Annotated in this window: 17 protein-coding genes; 8 read left to right on the top strand and 9 right to left on the bottom strand. The window is 52.9% G+C overall.

Annotated elements, in window-relative coordinates:
• Nucleotides 1-96 precede the first annotated feature (96 nt).
• Entirely contained in the window at nt 97-645 is a 549-nt protein-coding gene (locus ACQ6WK_RS17135) for a protease inhibitor I42 family protein (protein WP_432798613.1), read from the top strand.
• 31 nt (nt 646-676) lie between these two features.
• Here the strand turns inward: ACQ6WK_RS17135 and murA are convergent, their stop codons facing one another.
• Nucleotides 677-2,098: a UDP-N-acetylglucosamine 1-carboxyvinyltransferase gene (murA, locus tag ACQ6WK_RS17130; protein WP_432798612.1), complete on the bottom strand. Its 1,422-nt coding sequence runs from the start codon at nt 2,096-2,098 to the stop codon at nt 677-679.
• Between the two features lie 199 nt (nt 2,099-2,297).
• Here murA and ACQ6WK_RS17125 point away from each other — a divergent pair, with 199 nt between their 5' ends.
• The 4 genes from ACQ6WK_RS17125 to ACQ6WK_RS17110 all read left to right on the top strand — a co-directional run bounded on the left by ACQ6WK_RS17125 (nt 2,298) and on the right by ACQ6WK_RS17110 (nt 4,919).
• Complete coding sequence (locus tag ACQ6WK_RS17125) at nt 2,298-2,630, top strand: hypothetical protein (protein ID WP_432798611.1); 333 nt, start codon at nt 2,298-2,300, stop codon at nt 2,628-2,630.
• Nucleotides 2,631-2,753: 123 nt separating this feature from the next.
• Complete coding sequence (locus ACQ6WK_RS17120) at nt 2,754-3,104, top strand: hypothetical protein (RefSeq protein ID WP_432798610.1); 351 nt, start codon at nt 2,754-2,756, stop codon at nt 3,102-3,104.
• 188 nt (nt 3,105-3,292) lie between these two features.
• On the top strand, nt 3,293-4,051 hold the full coding sequence (locus ACQ6WK_RS17115) for a prepilin-type N-terminal cleavage/methylation domain-containing protein (protein WP_432798609.1): 759 nt from the start codon (nt 3,293-3,295) through the stop codon (nt 4,049-4,051).
• Between the two features lie 109 nt (nt 4,052-4,160).
• A complete protein-coding gene (locus ACQ6WK_RS17110) occupies nt 4,161-4,919 on the top strand; it encodes a PEP-CTERM sorting domain-containing protein (protein ID WP_432798608.1) in 759 nt (252 codons plus the stop codon).
• Between the two features lie 115 nt (nt 4,920-5,034).
• Here the strand turns inward: ACQ6WK_RS17110 and cysC are convergent, their stop codons facing one another.
• Nucleotides 5,035-5,649 (bottom strand): adenylyl-sulfate kinase, encoded by a 615-nt coding sequence (gene cysC, locus ACQ6WK_RS17105; protein ID WP_432798607.1) that lies wholly within the window; start codon nt 5,647-5,649, stop codon nt 5,035-5,037.
• A 162-nt stretch (nt 5,650-5,811) separates the two neighbouring features.
• Here cysC and ACQ6WK_RS17100 point away from each other — a divergent pair, with 162 nt between their 5' ends.
• Entirely contained in the window at nt 5,812-6,249 is a 438-nt protein-coding gene (locus ACQ6WK_RS17100) for a hypothetical protein (RefSeq protein ID WP_432798606.1), read from the top strand.
• On the opposite strand, the gene ACQ6WK_RS17095 is transcribed toward ACQ6WK_RS17100, so the two are convergent.
• From ACQ6WK_RS17095 to ACQ6WK_RS17085, 3 genes are all read right to left on the bottom strand, one after another.
• Nucleotides 6,244-7,056: a lysostaphin resistance A-like protein gene (locus tag ACQ6WK_RS17095; protein WP_432798605.1), complete on the bottom strand. Its 813-nt coding sequence runs from the start codon at nt 7,054-7,056 to the stop codon at nt 6,244-6,246. The genes ACQ6WK_RS17100 and ACQ6WK_RS17095 overlap by 6 nt on opposite strands.
• Nucleotides 7,057-7,119: 63 nt before the next feature.
• A complete protein-coding gene (locus tag ACQ6WK_RS17090) occupies nt 7,120-7,647 on the bottom strand; it encodes an adenine phosphoribosyltransferase (RefSeq protein ID WP_432798604.1) in 528 nt (175 codons plus the stop codon).
• 154 nt (nt 7,648-7,801) lie between these two features.
• Nucleotides 7,802-9,097, bottom strand: a complete 1,296-nt coding sequence (locus tag ACQ6WK_RS17085) for a pyruvate dehydrogenase complex dihydrolipoamide acetyltransferase (protein WP_432798603.1) — start codon at nt 9,095-9,097, stop codon at nt 7,802-7,804.
• 454 nt (nt 9,098-9,551) lie between these two features.
• Here ACQ6WK_RS17085 and ACQ6WK_RS17080 point away from each other — a divergent pair, with 454 nt between their 5' ends.
• Together ACQ6WK_RS17080 and ACQ6WK_RS17075 are read left to right on the top strand one after the other, a co-directional pair.
• A complete protein-coding gene (locus tag ACQ6WK_RS17080; protein WP_432798602.1) occupies nt 9,552-10,349 on the top strand; it encodes an HAD-IIA family hydrolase in 798 nt (265 codons plus the stop codon).
• Between the two features lie 194 nt (nt 10,350-10,543).
• On the top strand, nt 10,544-11,527 hold the full coding sequence (locus ACQ6WK_RS17075) for a dihydroorotate dehydrogenase-like protein (protein WP_432798601.1): 984 nt from the start codon (nt 10,544-10,546) through the stop codon (nt 11,525-11,527).
• A gap of 108 nt (nt 11,528-11,635) precedes the next feature.
• On the opposite strand, the gene ACQ6WK_RS17070 is transcribed toward ACQ6WK_RS17075, so the two are convergent.
• The 4 genes from ACQ6WK_RS17070 to ACQ6WK_RS17055 all read right to left on the bottom strand — a co-directional run bounded on the left by ACQ6WK_RS17070 (nt 11,636) and on the right by ACQ6WK_RS17055 (nt 15,292).
• Nucleotides 11,636-12,871, bottom strand: coding sequence for a M16 family metallopeptidase (locus ACQ6WK_RS17070; protein WP_432798600.1), 1,236 nt, complete (start codon nt 12,869-12,871; stop codon nt 11,636-11,638).
• A 90-nt stretch (nt 12,872-12,961) separates the two neighbouring features.
• A complete protein-coding gene (locus tag ACQ6WK_RS17065; RefSeq protein WP_432798599.1) occupies nt 12,962-13,891 on the bottom strand; it encodes a diguanylate cyclase in 930 nt (309 codons plus the stop codon).
• The gene (locus ACQ6WK_RS17060) at nt 13,892-14,281 is read right to left on the bottom strand and encodes an Hpt domain-containing protein (protein WP_432798598.1); all 390 of its coding nucleotides are present in this window, start codon (nt 14,279-14,281) and stop codon (nt 13,892-13,894) included.
• Nucleotides 14,282-14,587: 306 nt separating this feature from the next.
• Nucleotides 14,588-15,292, bottom strand: a complete 705-nt coding sequence (locus tag ACQ6WK_RS17055; RefSeq protein ID WP_432798597.1) for a hypothetical protein — start codon at nt 15,290-15,292, stop codon at nt 14,588-14,590.
• Nucleotides 15,293-15,356 lie beyond the last annotated feature (64 nt).

The following is a 15,356-nucleotide window of genomic DNA, read 5'->3' as shown; positions in this document are numbered from 1 at the left end:
CCACAAGCGACGATGGAGGGGAAAGAAGTATCTGCCAGCAGTTCAAAATGCTTCAATTACTTCTTGGGGGATTGATTTATGGCTGGGAGAATCAAGATGTATCACGCCACTTGGTCACGCGTCCTAAAAACCACGACCATATTTACCTGCATCACAATTGTTCTGTTCACACAAGCTTGCCAAGGGCCTTACTACCCTACGGCCAATCCCACTAAAGTTGAAGATGGTCGTAATGGTAGTTATCGCGTTACTGAAAAAGATAATGGCGCGCTTGTTTACATTAACATCGGCCAGCGTCTTTATGTCTCTCTTAAAGCCAACCCCACCACCGGCTACCTCTGGACCCTTGGTCAGGACCAGCCCGCGGTCCTCAATCCCCTCGGCGAGCCGGTCTATACACCCACCAAAGAAACCAAGCCCAATGGTGAACTCGTTGGCTCCGGCGGCACATCGACTTGGACTTTTCTCGCTCAAAAAACCGGCATCACCAACGTCCGTTTCATCTACCATCGCCCATGGGAAGCCGATGAAAAACCTGCCAAAACCTATCGCATCACTGTCCACGTCATCAAAGATAAAACGACCAGCTATCCTCTACAACGCGACAACGCCGAAATGAAAAAAGAAGCCATTCCCAATCATTAATCTCACATCATCTAACAAAACTGCGTTGAGGTCAGACTGATCCACCTTCGATCCTCTGAATGTCCGCGCCCAGCGCTTGCAACGTTAACTCCATCCGTTGATACCCTCTATCCAAGTGATAGACGCGGTTAATCATCGTCATACCACGCGCAGCAAGTGCGGCCAACACCAATCCCGCCGACGCGCGCAAATCTGACGCCATCACCGGTGCACCGACCAATTCGCGCTCACCTGAGATCATCACCGACGCGCCGATCCGAGTACAGTTTGCGCCCATGCGTGACAACTCCGGCACGTGCAAAAACCGGTCTGGAAAAATCTTCTCTGTTACCACCGAGTTCCCCTCAGCCAGACATAAAAGTGCCATCAACTGCGCCTGCAAGTCCGTCGGAAAACCCGGGTGCGGCTGCGTCACCACTTGCACAGGACTTAACCGCCTTGCCGCTGTCACACGTACCGTGTCTCTTAATCCCGGCAGCGCTCCAGCTGCGCGCGTTTTCTTTTGTAACGTCACCACGCCACCGTCTGATATTTCCCCAGCAGCCTCTGCTACATCACCCGCCTGAGGTATTGTTGTGAGCTCAACACCTACCGCGCGGAACCGATCGATCGCTGCGGTCAATGTCCGCGTTGGGAAGTTACTCAGCGTGACGTCACCGTTGGTAATCGCCGCTGCGATGACATACGTCCCCGCCTCAATCCGGTCCGGCATGACCATATGATCCACCGCGCCTAACTTCTCCACACCCTCCACTGTAATCACCGGCGAGCCTGCTCCGCTGACTTTCGCACCCATCGCGTTCAGCATTGCGGCGAGGTCTTCAATCTCAGGCTCACAGGCAGCGCTCTCAATCACGGTGACGCCTTCGGCCAACGTCGCAGCACTCATAACATTCGCTGTCCCCAAAACCGTCGATCCGTTCGGCCCACCCAAAAACAGGTGCGCCCCCTGCAACCTTGTTCCAGGTCCGCCCGGGGCTTCTGCCGTGATATAGCCTTCATCCAACGTGATTTTTGCACCCAGCGCTTCAAGTCCACGCAGATGCAAGTTCACCGGCCGATCGCCGATCGCACACCCACCCGGCATAGAAACCTTCGCGACCCCCCGCCGACCCAATAGCGGCCCAAGCACACAAATCCCCGCACGCATCGTCCGCACGATGTCATAATGCGCCACCGACTGATCACGATCCGTCGTATGCAGGTTCAACGTCGACCCTTCTTCGTGGGTCATTTCTTTGCCCAAAGACGGCTCGGCATTGATGCTTGTGCCAAGGGTTCCAAGCAGCTTCAGCATGTTTCGGATGTCAGAAAGATTCGGCACGTCTCGCAACACCACCGGCTCATCGGTCAGCAAACCTGCCGCCATGAGCGGTAACGCTGCGTTCTTTGAACCATGAATCCGCACCGAACCGCTGAGCCGTTTTCCGCCTTGAATTTGAAATGCATCCATAGACGGATCGTCCCACATTACCCTCCGTTCAGCAAGCCCTGTCTCCTCCGACAATCCTCCCCACATCCTGCCCCATCATGTCGCTGCTCCGTCTCCTCAACTTTTTGTACACGCCCACCAAAATCCGCATAATGAAGACGTTCCCCGCAGCGGTCTCAAGGCCATACCATTCAACCTTTCAGTGGTTGTGAGAAATCACATGACCAAAGAGCAAACCGAAAAAACGATCACCGAAACGATCTGTACGCTTGTCTATTCCGCCGGCGACGGGCTTCCAGTTGCTATGTATGACGGAGTGCTTCAGTCCGTCCTTCGTGAAAAGGGCTTTGATGTCTCCGTCACCAATATCCCCAGCGGCATGATCTATCTCGTGGACAACCAGGTTGCTGTTGCCCTGTTTTCCAAAGGTGCCGACCCTGCTGCCATCCGCACACAGCTCCAAACCTACGTCGACAACACCCCATCCCATCCCCTCGGCCTGCTCGTCAATTTCGCCATCTACCCCCCTCTTGAGGGCGTCACCCGGCTTTAATCGCTCCTAACACACCAATGTTAGAAAAGTCACGCACGGGCTTGATCTCATTCAAGAATCAATTATCATTAACAGCTCGTGACCCGTCATGCACGCACCATATCGTGGCTTATGCTTGGACTCATGCTGTTCCAGTTCGCTGGGGCCGCACATTTTGTCCACTTGGTGCAAAAACACGTCACGCCTAAAGCGACCACGCCTCTCGTTGTTGTAGATCATAGTCATAACCTTGATCACACGACCCATCACAACGCTGAAATCTGCTCCGATCTCAGTGGCACCAACGAGCAGCTTTTTAAAACCTGTGTCCTCTGCCTGACCATCACCTCGGTCAACAAGAACCTCCTGCTGACTAAGTCGTCCCAACTCGCACATTCCAACCACATGACCCGTGCGTTCATGCCACCCAGCACGATCGCGCCACGGTCCAACCGCAATGCTAACCTCGCGCGCGGCCCCCCTCTTTTTTCTTAAAACACTTCTTCACGTTTTCTTGACGTTGCGGCGCGCACGCTTTTTTGTTTCAGTGCGCGCTCAATGAACGCTCGTATCCATTTCAAATATCAATGATCCGCGCTGGCCATCCGCGCGAGCTTTTGGACCAACTCGCTCTGCGATAGGTTCACGCTTACCGATGCACCAGCGCTTCATGGAGCTTTCTTATGAACAGGCCCAGCGCATTTACACTCATCGAGCTGCTTGTGGTCATCAGCATCATTGCCTTGCTTATTGGCATCCTCCTGCCCGCGCTCTCCAAAGCGCGCGGTGCCGCTCGCACCATGCAGTGCCTCTCTAATATCCGCCAACTCGAAGTCGCCCACTATGCATATATGGTCGACAATGACGGCGAACTTGTTCAAGCCAATCTCGCCCACGGCAGTGCACACGGCTCACACGAACCTTGGTTCGAAACGCTTGCCAAGCACTATCAAGTCGAGTTGATCGTCCGCAGCCCCGTAGATGAATCCCCCCACTGGGGACCCTTCCCTGAAGGCGATCCCATCCCCGGCTCGCCCGCCAACCAACGGCGCGTCACTTCCTATGGCATCAACGATTTTCTCGATTCCGAACTCGTGCCGTGGGGGCCTTGGGGCATCGGGCATACCAATGGGCACTACACCCTCGACAACGTCAAGAATCATACAGGCACCGTTCATTTTCTCGTGATGGCTTTTGAAGGCAATTTCGCCGGTTCGGACCATGTCCACGCTGGCAATTGGGCCCCCAATGTCGCGCTGGCGCATCTTGCACCAGCCAACGCATCGGACCAATGCGAAATCGCTGCGCACGGCGGACCACCTGAAAACTTTCAATCCATCAGCAACTGGAGTTTCCTCGACGGGCACGCAGAAACCACCGCCTTTGAAGAAGTGTACGAGTCGCCCGCAGCCAACAGCTTCGACCCCATGGTTGCAAGGTAAGGCTGTCAATAATCGGCGGGGGATGCCAACCAATGAAGCGCAGTGTTTGCGCAACATCAATAACCCAAACATTCAACATTCATGATGTCACATCATGAGGAGAAAAACCATGAAACCAAATACACACACGATTTTTACAGCAGCAGCGATCACCGCATTGTCTTGTACATGCTGCGGCAAAACAGAGGCTGCCGAAGGACACGCTGATGTTCTCTTCGGCTCGTCCAACGGACAACTCATCACCCTCAGCGAAGCCACCGGCAGCGTGCTGCAATCAAGCGTTTTTGAAGCAGAATTGCCCGCATCCTTCTTCACCACCGATCCCGGCTTCAATGTCGAAGCAGATGAATACCCCGTCGGCTTTGGCGCGCCGCTTCCCAACACGGACATCACCTTCACCATCACCGCCGCCACACTTGCCGGCAACACCAGCAACCTCTTCTACTGGGATGCTGACGGGAATGTCAATTTCAATCCACTGGCCACAGGTACAACCCTGTCGGTGCTCAAGCCCACCGGCCCCGGCACTTCACTTTCTGCTGTGGCAAATGGCTCGGCCAACGATGTTGCTGGTTATGCAATTGACACCACCAACAACGACGGTGGGATTCATAAACACCTTCAATTCTTTATGCAGGACGATGACACTGCTGTTGCTGCCGGGATTTATATCCTCCCGCTTACCTTCAGCCAAGCAGGACTCAACGATAGCGACACGACCTTCCTCATTTTCGCCACCGATGGTATTTCTGAAGAAGCACACGAAGCGGCGGCAGGCTTTGTGACCGCCTCCATCCCAGAGCCCGCTTCCATGATGCTGCTCGCGTTCGGCGCAGGTCTCGCCACACTCCACCGCAAACGCGCCTAATCAGCGCTTAGACAACTTCATACAACAAACAAGGGCGACCAAACGGTCGCCCTTTTCCTATGATTCGCGATTAAACTCATCCACGCGGGCCGCAGTTACTTCATCTCACATCTTTCTACCCTACAATCCCCTTCTCTTTCAGCACCGCCACCAGCTTCTCAACCGATTGCTCAACGGACATCTCATCAGTTTTCAGATGCACCTCGGGCTGCTCCGGCGATTCAAAGTCCTGCCCCACCCCCGTCATGTTCTTGATCTCACCGGCGGCCGCCTTCTGATACAGCCCCTTCGGGTCGCGCTGCTGAACCACCTCCAATGGACAATCGACAAACACTTCAATAAACGTCAGCCCTGCCTCTTCGTGCAACTTCCGCACAGCTTCGCGCCCGGTGCGGAATGGCGAGATGAACGACGTGATCGTGATCATCCCCGCATCGGTAAATAGTTTGGAGACTTCACCGACCCGCCGAATGTTTTCGGTGCGATCTTCTGCGCTAAAACCAAGATTCGCATTCAGCCCGTGCCGCACATTATCCCCGTCCAAGCGGTATGCGTGCCGCCCTAGCTCAATTAGCTTCTGCTCAAGCGCGACCGCAACGGTGGACTTGCCCGAACCGGACAATCCTGTGAACCAGAGAGTGGCGCCACGTTGCCCCATATTCGCGGCGCGCGTTTCAGGACTGATTTCGCCGGCATGCCAGGTGATGTTGGTTGCTTTACGTTCGCTCATGATTCAAACCTGTTTCCTGTGACGATTCTCACTGTATCATGATAGGGGAAAGCGGCTGTGCGGCTCAACTCGACCAACAAACAAATGGAGACGCCACCGATGCAATCCTATCATCTGCCTTGTTTACAAACGATTTTTGATCATACACCTCTGAATACCGCCATGACGCAACTAGTCGGCCAACCGTCCGATACTGATTCTGAACTGTTACAACTTGTGCAAGATGCTATCTATGATCCGCACATCACATCGCACCCTGAACTCCATGCGGGCCTGTGGCTTTATGCAGATCAGCTAGAACGATCACATCGCATCAGCCAATCCATCAGTTCTCCAACTGGTTCGTACTGGCACGGCATCATGCACCGACGCGAAGGTGATTTCTGGAACTCAAAATATTGGTTCCGCCAAGCCGCAAACCACCCAGCCATGCAATCAAGCCGTCTTACAGACTATAACCCATTTGATTTTGTCGATGCAGTTGAAGCAACACATCAAGCTGGTGAAGATCACTCACTCGATCTCATTCACATACAACAGCAGGAATGGCGTATGCTGTTTGATTGGTGTTTGGCAAACGCAAACAAAACCACTTTATGACTGAGATGGGGAAAGCATGTTGTAAACCAAGGGTGAACTCACCGCTATCACATCATACAACGCATGTGTCGCCACCACGATCCCAAACCCGCGAGCCAGATAAACTGCCGCAAAATAAATCCCTGCCACTGTGTAGAACGCAAACATTCCAAGCGCCTGCGCATCCGGGTGTACCCATGCAAACGCCAGCGATGAACCTAGTACCGCACCCATTGCCCCGACATACGGCGGCAGTGCCAATACATCCACCAGTAACGTATGCAATAACGCAATCCCGATCAGTCGAAACAATAACTCTTCATAAATTCCCGCTCCCACCGACAACAACAACCCCGCTTGCAAATCCGGTATACCCCCAGAAGCACCATTGCCTGCAGCTTCTGCCGCCTGTAACACCGCTACCGCTTCGCTCCCACCCTGCTGTTCCCGCATCACAATTGCAGCAAACACCAACAACGGCAACGTCCACACTAACGACTCCACCCACATGATTACATACAGCCGAAACTCCGGCTTCCACGGATCACGTCGCACCAAATGCCAGCAAAACAGCACCACCACCAAAATCAAACCTGGCAAATAATAACCCGTCACCCCAAACAGATTAAAAAACTTCGACAGCAGCAACTCTGCCTTAAGCGTTGGCAGTGTGTTCCCGTTTTCCCTCACATAAAGCAATGCGCCCAACTCATACAACACAATCAGCGGCAGCAAAAACAACAACCCCTGAAACGGCCAATGCGTCCGCTCCCAGTACGTCGTCAATGATTTAACCTCAGATTTGGACGCTTGTCCCTTCTGATTCATAGATCCATCTCATTCAGTCGTGATACGATCTCAGTCTACCCACAAAACATATCTAAGCGCTGATTAGTAGTTCAACACCGCATGCACATGGTCATACGACTTGATCTTCTCCCGACCATTTAAAAAGCCCAACTCAATCAACACGGTCACCCCCAAAATGTCACCACCCAAATCATCAATTAGATCGCAGCACGCTTTCATTGTTCCCCCTGTTGCCAAAAGATCGTCCACCATCAAAACTTTCTGCCCCTTCTGCACCGCATCTGTATGGATCTCCAACGTATCTGTCCCATACTCCAAATCATACGTGATCGCCTTCGTTTCACTTGGCAATTTATTTGGTTTACGGATCGGCACGAAACCCGCAGACAGCGCCTGGGCGATCGCTGTCCCAAAAATGAACCCGCGGCTCTCAGCTCCACACACCACCTCAATCCCTTTCCCACGGAACGGGCTCGCCATTAGCTCCACTGCCATCGCCAAACCCGACGGATCCCGCAATAGCGGCGTGATGTCCTTGAACAACACCCCTTCCTTTGGATAGTCCGGAATGTCACGAATCAATTCCTCAAGATTCATCGTATTCATCATCTGGCAGCACCCGCTGTTGATGGTTCTATGGCCGCAGCACAAACGCTTCATGCCTGCCCCGCAATTGTAATTCAAATTACAAGCCTCGTCCCGCCAACAAAAAAACCCGTCTAACCAGACGGGCTTTCATCTATTTTACATGTTGCCTTGCAGCTTATACCAGCAAGCCAGCCGGATTCTCAAGCAGCGACTTAAACGTACTCATGAACTCCGCTGCCACAGCACCATCTAGCACACGATGGTCTGCGGAGATGGTCGCATTCATCACATGACCGATCACAATCTCGCCATCCTTCACGACTGGCTTCGCTGCCGCGCCGCCTACCGCCAAAATCGCAGCCTGCGGCGGATTAATGATCGCAGTAAACGACTCCACCCCATACATTCCGAGGTTTGAAATCGTAAATGTGCCATCACTCATTTCTTCTGGCGTTAATCCAACCTCACGCGCCTTGGTCGCGATCGCTTTCGTCTCGCTACTGATCTGACGCATCCCCTTTATATGCACATCACGCAGCGTCGGCACAATCAACCCGCCGCCTTTTTCTTCCGGGAGCGCAACCGCAATGCCGATGTTCACCGTGCCATGCTGCACGATTGTGTCGCCAGCCCATGACGAATTGGCCACAGGATGCTGCACGAGTGCCAGCGCACTCGCACGCACAATAAAATCGTTCACCGACAGCTTCACACCCTGCGATTCAAGCTGACCATTCAGTGTTTTTCGCAATTCCAAAACAGGATCCATATCCACCGCTACTGTCACCTGGAAGTGTGGCACAGTCGTTTTACTTTCGACCAATCGCTTTGCGATCGTCTTCCGCATCCCGTTAAGCTGCGTCGTTTTACCTTCTAATGCACCGGCTGCACCCGCAATCACAGCCGCCGGTGGCGCACTCGTCGCAGGCGCAACACTCACAGCTGCACTTCCGGAAGCACCGCTCGCTGCTGCTAAAATATCCTTCTTAATAATCCGTCCATCTGGACCAGATCCACTAATCGTATTGATATCCACCCCATGCTCATCTGCCAGCTTCCGAGCTAATGGCGAGATCTTCACTTTCCCGCCCTGCGCCTTCGGCGCCGTTGCAACCGCTGTCGCACTTCCGGGGGCAGGTGTACTATCTGCACTCGGCGCACCACCATCACCAGCCGGTGTTTCGCCACCTGATCCACTACCCGCCGCCGCTATCGCATCCTCCGCGGACTCACCATCCTCTGCCAACACAGCAATCAGCGATCCCACCGGCACTGTCCCACCTTCCTCAATAGCGAACTTCGCCACCACCCCATCATCAAATGCCGACAACTCCATCGTCGCCTTGTCCGTTTCCACATCCGCGAGATGATCCCCCGAAGCTACCTTGTCCCCGACACTGACGTGCCATTTCACAAGCGTTCCCTCTTCCATCGTGTCAGACAATCGCGGCATGGTTATTTCAATGGGCATTGGCGATGCTCCTGTAGCTTCTTAACTGATTGATTCCACTCTGATCCGGTCCCAGCTGCGTGTTTCCACGAGCCAAGAATCGCCCTATCCTAGCATTTTGCCATCAAGTTGTCCCATTACACCGCCCTGTAGTAGGCTCCCGTCCCCCTGCATCGCTTTTCAGCAACATCCTTCTGTTGCTGAACTTCTGCGCAGCAAAAATATTGGCCATTTCTTGCTGCCGCCTTTTTCTCACACTTTTGATCCCTGTCCATGCGTCCCAGTGCCGCCTTCAGCCCTACCCTCACAAAAAATTCTCATACGTGCGCTCTATTGGCAAGCCCTTTGCATCAGATTCCTCCGCATGAGCAGCCCAGCAGCAAACCGCTGACGAATTCAGCAACTGCCCACCTGTTCATCCAAGCCGGCACAAACCGTCGGCTATCCAACCAACTTCGTACATGGGAGTTTAAAAATGTACGGCTACCTCCTCGACATGGACGGCGTCATCTACCGCGGAACCGAACTCATCCCCGGCGCTGACGGATTCATTCATCATCTACTCGAACATGAGATCCCTTTCCTCTTCCTCACCAATAATTCACAACGTACCCGTCGCGATGTTGCGACCAAACTCCGACATTTCGGCATCGACGTCGGCGAACAACATATCTTTACCTGCGCCATGGCTACCGCGCGCTTCCTGCAAAATCAAAAACCAAACGGCACCGCCTACGTCATCGGCGATGCTGGACTCACCACCGCCTTACACCGCAACGGCTACGCCATCGTCGATAAAAATCCCGACTACGTCGTCGTCGGCGAGACCCGCATGTTCACTTTTGAAATGCTCGAAGCTGCCACCAACATGATCCTGAGCGGCGCAAAACTCATTGCCACCAATCTCGATCCCAACTGCCCCACACAATCAGGCTCTCGCCCTGGCTGCGGTGCCGTCGTTGCACTTCTCGAAAAAGCCACCGGCATCCAAGCCTTCTCGCTCGGCAAACCCTCCCCCATCATGATGCGAGCCGCGCGCAAAGAACTCGGGCTCTCCGCAGACCAAACCGTTATGGTCGGCGACACCATGTCCACCGACATCCTCGGCGGACTACAGCTCGGATACAAAACCGTCCTCGTTCTCTCAGGTAGCACCACCAAAAACGACCTCACTCAATACGCTTACCAGCCAGACCTCATCATCCCCTCTATCGCGCACCTCGACCCATTCCAACCCAGCTTCCAAAAAGGAAACACGCTCCTCACCGTCTAAACAAAAACGACAATCTTTCAAACCCAACTTCAGCTTCTAGGCTGACATTTCCAAGCAGCTCGCACATCCCCCTCCTTGATGTGCGAGCTTTTTTATTTCCCAACAATTCGTACCAATCTAGTCCATCACACACCCTTTAATCTCCCTTAAAATTCCCATGTATCACCCACCCCAATCCGTTAAAATGGCTGGCCATGAATCTCACCACAAATTACCTCGGCTTTACCCTTCCTCACCCACTTATTCCTGGCGCCTCCCCCCTCACTTTCAATCTTGATTCTGTTCAAGCCCTCCTCGATGCCGGCGCCCCCATGCTCATCATGCGATCGCTCTTCGAAGAAGACATCCGCATTGCTCATGAGCGTAAAACCAATCCCAACACCCCTATCCCCGATTATCTCAGCCCCACCCTTACCGCCGACCCCGAAGATTACCTCACGCGCATCGAGCAAATTAAAAACATCACCAACGTCCCTGTCGTCGCTTCTATCAACGGCTCCACTCCCGGTGGATGGATCAAATACGCCACCCAAGCACAGAACGCCGGTGCCGACGCCATCGAACTGAACATCTATCGCATCACTACCGAACACGACCTCACATCCTCTGACATCCAGTTTGAAGACATCCAGATCGTCTCCGAACTTTCTCGCAAACTTTCCATCCCCCTCGCAGTGAAGATCACACCCTTCTATACATCACTCCCTGCGTTTGTCCAAGCACTCGATGAAGCTGGCGCGAACGCCATCGTTCTCTTTAACCGCTTCTTCCAACCTGACATCGACATCGAAACCCGCACGCTCTCCTATCGCCTCTCTCCTTCAACCTCCGATGAACTCAACATCCGCCTCCGCTGGCTCGCCATCCTCTCCCCCCAAACCCGCTCCCCACTTGCCGCCACCGGTGGACTCCACTCTCACACCGACATCATCAAAGCCATCATGGCCGGTGCTTCTGTCTGCCAGCTCGTCTCCACCCTCATGATCAATCAGCCCACATACCTTGCCTCCCTCCTCGAACAACTTTCGCTGTGGCTTGAAGCCCACAACATCTCCTCTCTCTCCGAAATACGTGGCTGCATGAACTTCAACAACATCGACGAACCCCGCGCCTACGAACGCGGCAACTATCTTCAGGTTCTCAAAAACGCCGCGGCAAAAACATCCCCTCCCTGTTAATCACCCTTCTCACACACATCTTCGTACACCACAAAAAAACACCGCCATTACTGCGGTGTTTATCATTCAGCTTAAAAACAGATACTTGCTGCAGCATCTCCCCAAACCTTAACTCCCCGCCCCCACCAACTTCTCTTCACCGATTGTCACCAGTGTCATCTCACCTGGCATATTATCCTTCAAAAATCCGTTCAATCCTTCAAGCGTCACGCCATCTACTTCTGCCGCCCACTGGTCCAATGTCTTTGCACTGCCGCAGATGTATTGCTCCGACGCAATCGCGCTCGCTCTTGCGCTGGTCGACTCACCCTGCATAACCAGTCGCGATTTCATCCCGACAATGGCCCGCCTAAACTCATCTTCACTCACCCCTTCGTGCACTCGCCGCAGCTCCGCAACCAAAACATCCAGCGTTTCCTGCGCACGCGCCGTTGTCGTACCGGCATACGCAAACATCATCCCACGATCACGCTGGCTCCCATAGCTCGCATATACCGAGTAACACAGCCCACGCTTCTCGCGCACCTCCGTGAACAATCGTCCGCTCATCCCGCCCGACAGCACACTCACCGCCGCCTTCTGCAGTATCGACCGCGCATCATTCTCCGGCACCGCATCATATGCCAGTGCAATATGTGTCTGTGACGTCTCCGCCCCCAAATGCGTCTGGCCACGCGCCCCTTCTTCCCCTGGCTTCACCGCTTCCGCATCACCCTTCCACCCTTCAAACAATCCTTCCAATTGATCGCATACCTGTTCCCAATCAAACAAGCCACTGAGCGCCAAGATACTACCGCCTGGCCTGCAGCGCGCTTTCCAAAAATCATACACATCCGCACGCGTCATCCCTTTGATCGCTTCTGCCTCGCCCAATGGACTGCGCCCAAATGGCTTGCGGTGATGCTTCTCCCTTAGCTCATACATCACCTGCTGTTGCGGCTCATCCTTCAATCCTTCAATCGCTTGCAACCCTAATAGCCGCGTTGGCTCCAACCCCTCCTCATCCAAATGCGGCTTTGTCACCATGCTCACCAATAGTGGCAGCGCTTCGGTGACCTTCTCACCAATCATCGTCGCACTCACCTTCAAGTGCTGCGTATCCACTTGTGTTGATCGGTCCACCCCAAGCATATCCAGCGCATCTGAAAACTCGCGTGCATCCAATTCTCCGGCACCCCGACACATCATCTCACTCAACATCGGAGCCACACCTAGCTTATTTTCAGGCTGACTCCCCAAACCCGCCGGTACGAGCATACTCATCGCCAGAGAAGCCGCACCCGGCATCTGCTCACCAAGTACCGTCACACCACATTGCAAACGCTTCTGATTGATCTTTTCCATAACCCCACATGATACCCCATCCCCACCCATTCCGTCTCATCACCCACAATTGCAATCTTTTCTTTCTCACCCACCTTTTACAAACAACCATTATCCCGCTACCGCATAATCATGTTCAGCATTGAACGCACTCAGCGTCACACGATCTTTCCCGTTCCGCTTCGATGTGTACAACGCCTCATCCGCACGTTTCAACAAGTCTTCAACCTTCATCTGCTCACCCGGCAGCATCGCCGCCACACCGACACTCACCGTCACACCACGTCCCAAACGATCCTTAATCAGATCATCCTCACGCACTTCCTTCCACAACCGCATCGCAGCCTTCAACGACTGTCGCCCACCAACATCAGGTAAAATCAATGCAAATTCGTCACCACCAAACCGACAAGCCACATCCGACCGTCGGCTAACCTCTCCAAGCAACACACCAACTCGTTTGATGACATCGTCCCCGTCCGGATGGCCAAACTCATCGTTCACTTGCTTAAAATAATCAACATCCAACAACAACAAACCACAACAACTCTTATTACGTTGAGCGCGGTGTATCTCTTGTTCAAGGCGATCATCAAAGTATCGCCGATTATGTAAACCCGTCAGACCATCGCGGCGGGCCTCTTTCGTCAACATGCCAAGCAAACTCTGAATCTGCAGCGCAGATCGAACTCTTGCTCGAAGCTCTAGCTTCTCAAACGGCTTGGTCACATAATCCATCGCACCTAACTCAAACCCCTTCACCTTCTCTGCCACATCATCAAGTCGTGTCAGAAAAATAATCGGAATATCATGCGTCGCTGGATCTGCTTTCAATCGCTGGCAAACCTCAAATCCACTTAAACCCTTCATGGTGACATCCAACAAAATCAAGTCTGGCCGACGCTTGTTAATATTTGCAATCCCTTGCATTCCCGTCGTTGCAACATGCAATGTTACATCCAAATCCGCTAAGTACTTTCGTACCAATTTATGGATCAGCTTTGAATCATCAATCAATAAAATAGATTGGGTCTTACTCAATCAAGCCTCACTCTCTAACGTAACACCGCCAAGACTTACACGCCGACAAACATCTAATAACGCCTCCGCTGCGCCGACAATCTCATCCACAGAACAATCACAACGAATCAACATCTCAAGTCGTTCGCCGTACTCGCTCACAAGCGCAAAACCATAACCTCCACCCGCCCCACGTAACTGGTGCGCATGTGTCTTTAACAATTCAAAATCTAAACGATCTAAACCCCGTTGCAGGGCCTCAATATGCCCCCGCATTTCCTGCACAAAAAAAGCAACCAGCTCACGCGCCTCAGCATCTTTCATCGGCAATGTGCTGTAAAGCTTTTTTCCGTCTCGCGCTTTGGACAAGCGTGACTCGCGCTTCTCGTTGGCTGACTGTTTACGTATCAATGCGGAAACCTCCGGCAATGAATGCCATGAGAAACACATCCCGCTCCCAACAAATCATAAATCTGCCGGCCCCTAAAGCCTGCATAAAACAACCCAAACAATATTAGACGCCGAACCCAGCACGACATGGACACATGCGTAAACCCCTTAATCCATCGGGCCAATCTGTTATCGACTTAATCCGTCCCACATCCATATGACATGATGACTTAGCCCAATCCAACTGCCTCAACACCCAAACCTTATCGGTCGACCCTTTTCCCTAACATCCTTCACACCAACCTACTATCCACACCAAACCGACTTTCATTCAGCCTGAATATCTGCCAAAGTTCGCCTCTCTACTGCCGCTTCCTGTTTCTCCCCCGCACGCTTAACGTTCTCAACATCATTTCCACTTAGCTCATGATTCAAAGCATTCGCAGCATCTTCCCAGTGAAGTCCTTCACGATCCGCAGCCACACTATCCACTTCATCGTCAATCGAGGCATATGCTTCAGCCTCCGGCAACGCCTTCAGCGCCACCGGACCACGTGCTTCATCTATGTATGCAGGTAATGTAGGTAACGCACAATCATTCACACGGTTATACATCACAAGCGTCACTTCACTCGTCACACCTGCTGGCACGCGTGCCCTAAAAATCCCACGATTCGGGTTATACCAAAAGCCTGCCTGCGATTTCTTCACACATACCGGGTCTGGCGGCTGATCACTCATATCACCCTCAGGTGCAACATCAATCCACGGATGATCTGCACTCAATAACTCATTCCGCGGCATCCCTTCTTCAAACCAACTTGGCGACACCGTAATGACATAACCAGCTCGACTCAACGGTGCTTCTTTTAAACCACCGTGATACACAGCCGCAACACGCAAACGCACCAAAGCTTCACGCACCTGCTCCAGCTGCGCGCCGCTTTCAGATTTGCCGCGATGATAGAACAACACCCCCACCAAAATCATCGCCAGCATTACTGCAATTAATGTGTCAATCAACAAGCGCATAGTTCACCCAATCCTTCTCATGCCCAAGCTAACAATACAAACCCCGACAATAGCAACATGATTA

The organism is Poriferisphaera sp. WC338, assembly GCF_050931845.1.
Taxonomy (GTDB): Bacteria; Planctomycetota; Phycisphaerae; order Phycisphaerales; family Phycisphaeraceae; genus Poriferisphaera.
This window is presented reverse-complemented; position numbering and strand designations above follow the sequence as displayed.

Excerpts from the sequence above, each read along its gene's own strand:
- ACQ6WK_RS17115 (WP_432798609.1), top strand. The coding sequence starts at position 3,293 with ATGAACAGGCCCAGCGCATTTACACTCATCGAGCTGCTTGTGGTCATC.
- cysC (WP_432798607.1), bottom strand. The coding sequence starts at position 5,649 with ATGAGCGAACGTAAAGCAACCAACATCACCTGGCATGCCGGCGAAATC.
- ACQ6WK_RS17085 (WP_432798603.1), bottom strand. The coding sequence starts at position 9,097 with ATGCCCATTGAAATAACCATGCCGCGATTGTCTGACACGATGGAAGAG.
- ACQ6WK_RS17120 (WP_432798610.1), top strand. The coding sequence starts at position 2,754 with ATGCTGTTCCAGTTCGCTGGGGCCGCACATTTTGTCCACTTGGTGCAA.
- ACQ6WK_RS17070 (WP_432798600.1), bottom strand. The coding sequence starts at position 12,871 with ATGGAAAAGATCAATCAGAAGCGTTTGCAATGTGGTGTGACGGTACTT.
- ACQ6WK_RS17100 (WP_432798606.1), top strand. The coding sequence starts at position 5,812 with ATGACGCAACTAGTCGGCCAACCGTCCGATACTGATTCTGAACTGTTA.
- ACQ6WK_RS17090 (WP_432798604.1), bottom strand. The coding sequence starts at position 7,647 with ATGATGAATACGATGAATCTTGAGGAATTGATTCGTGACATTCCGGAC.
- ACQ6WK_RS17055 (WP_432798597.1), bottom strand. The coding sequence starts at position 15,292 with ATGCGCTTGTTGATTGACACATTAATTGCAGTAATGCTGGCGATGATT.
- ACQ6WK_RS17125 (WP_432798611.1), top strand. The coding sequence starts at position 2,298 with ATGACCAAAGAGCAAACCGAAAAAACGATCACCGAAACGATCTGTACG.
- ACQ6WK_RS17110 (WP_432798608.1), top strand. The coding sequence starts at position 4,161 with ATGAAACCAAATACACACACGATTTTTACAGCAGCAGCGATCACCGCA.
- ACQ6WK_RS17075 (WP_432798601.1), top strand. The coding sequence starts at position 10,544 with ATGAATCTCACCACAAATTACCTCGGCTTTACCCTTCCTCACCCACTT.
- ACQ6WK_RS17080 (WP_432798602.1), top strand. The coding sequence starts at position 9,552 with ATGTACGGCTACCTCCTCGACATGGACGGCGTCATCTACCGCGGAACC.
- ACQ6WK_RS17135 (WP_432798613.1), top strand. The coding sequence starts at position 97 with ATGTATCACGCCACTTGGTCACGCGTCCTAAAAACCACGACCATATTT.
- ACQ6WK_RS17095 (WP_432798605.1), bottom strand. The coding sequence starts at position 7,056 with ATGAATCAGAAGGGACAAGCGTCCAAATCTGAGGTTAAATCATTGACG.
- murA (WP_432798612.1), bottom strand. The coding sequence starts at position 2,098 with ATGGATGCATTTCAAATTCAAGGCGGAAAACGGCTCAGCGGTTCGGTG.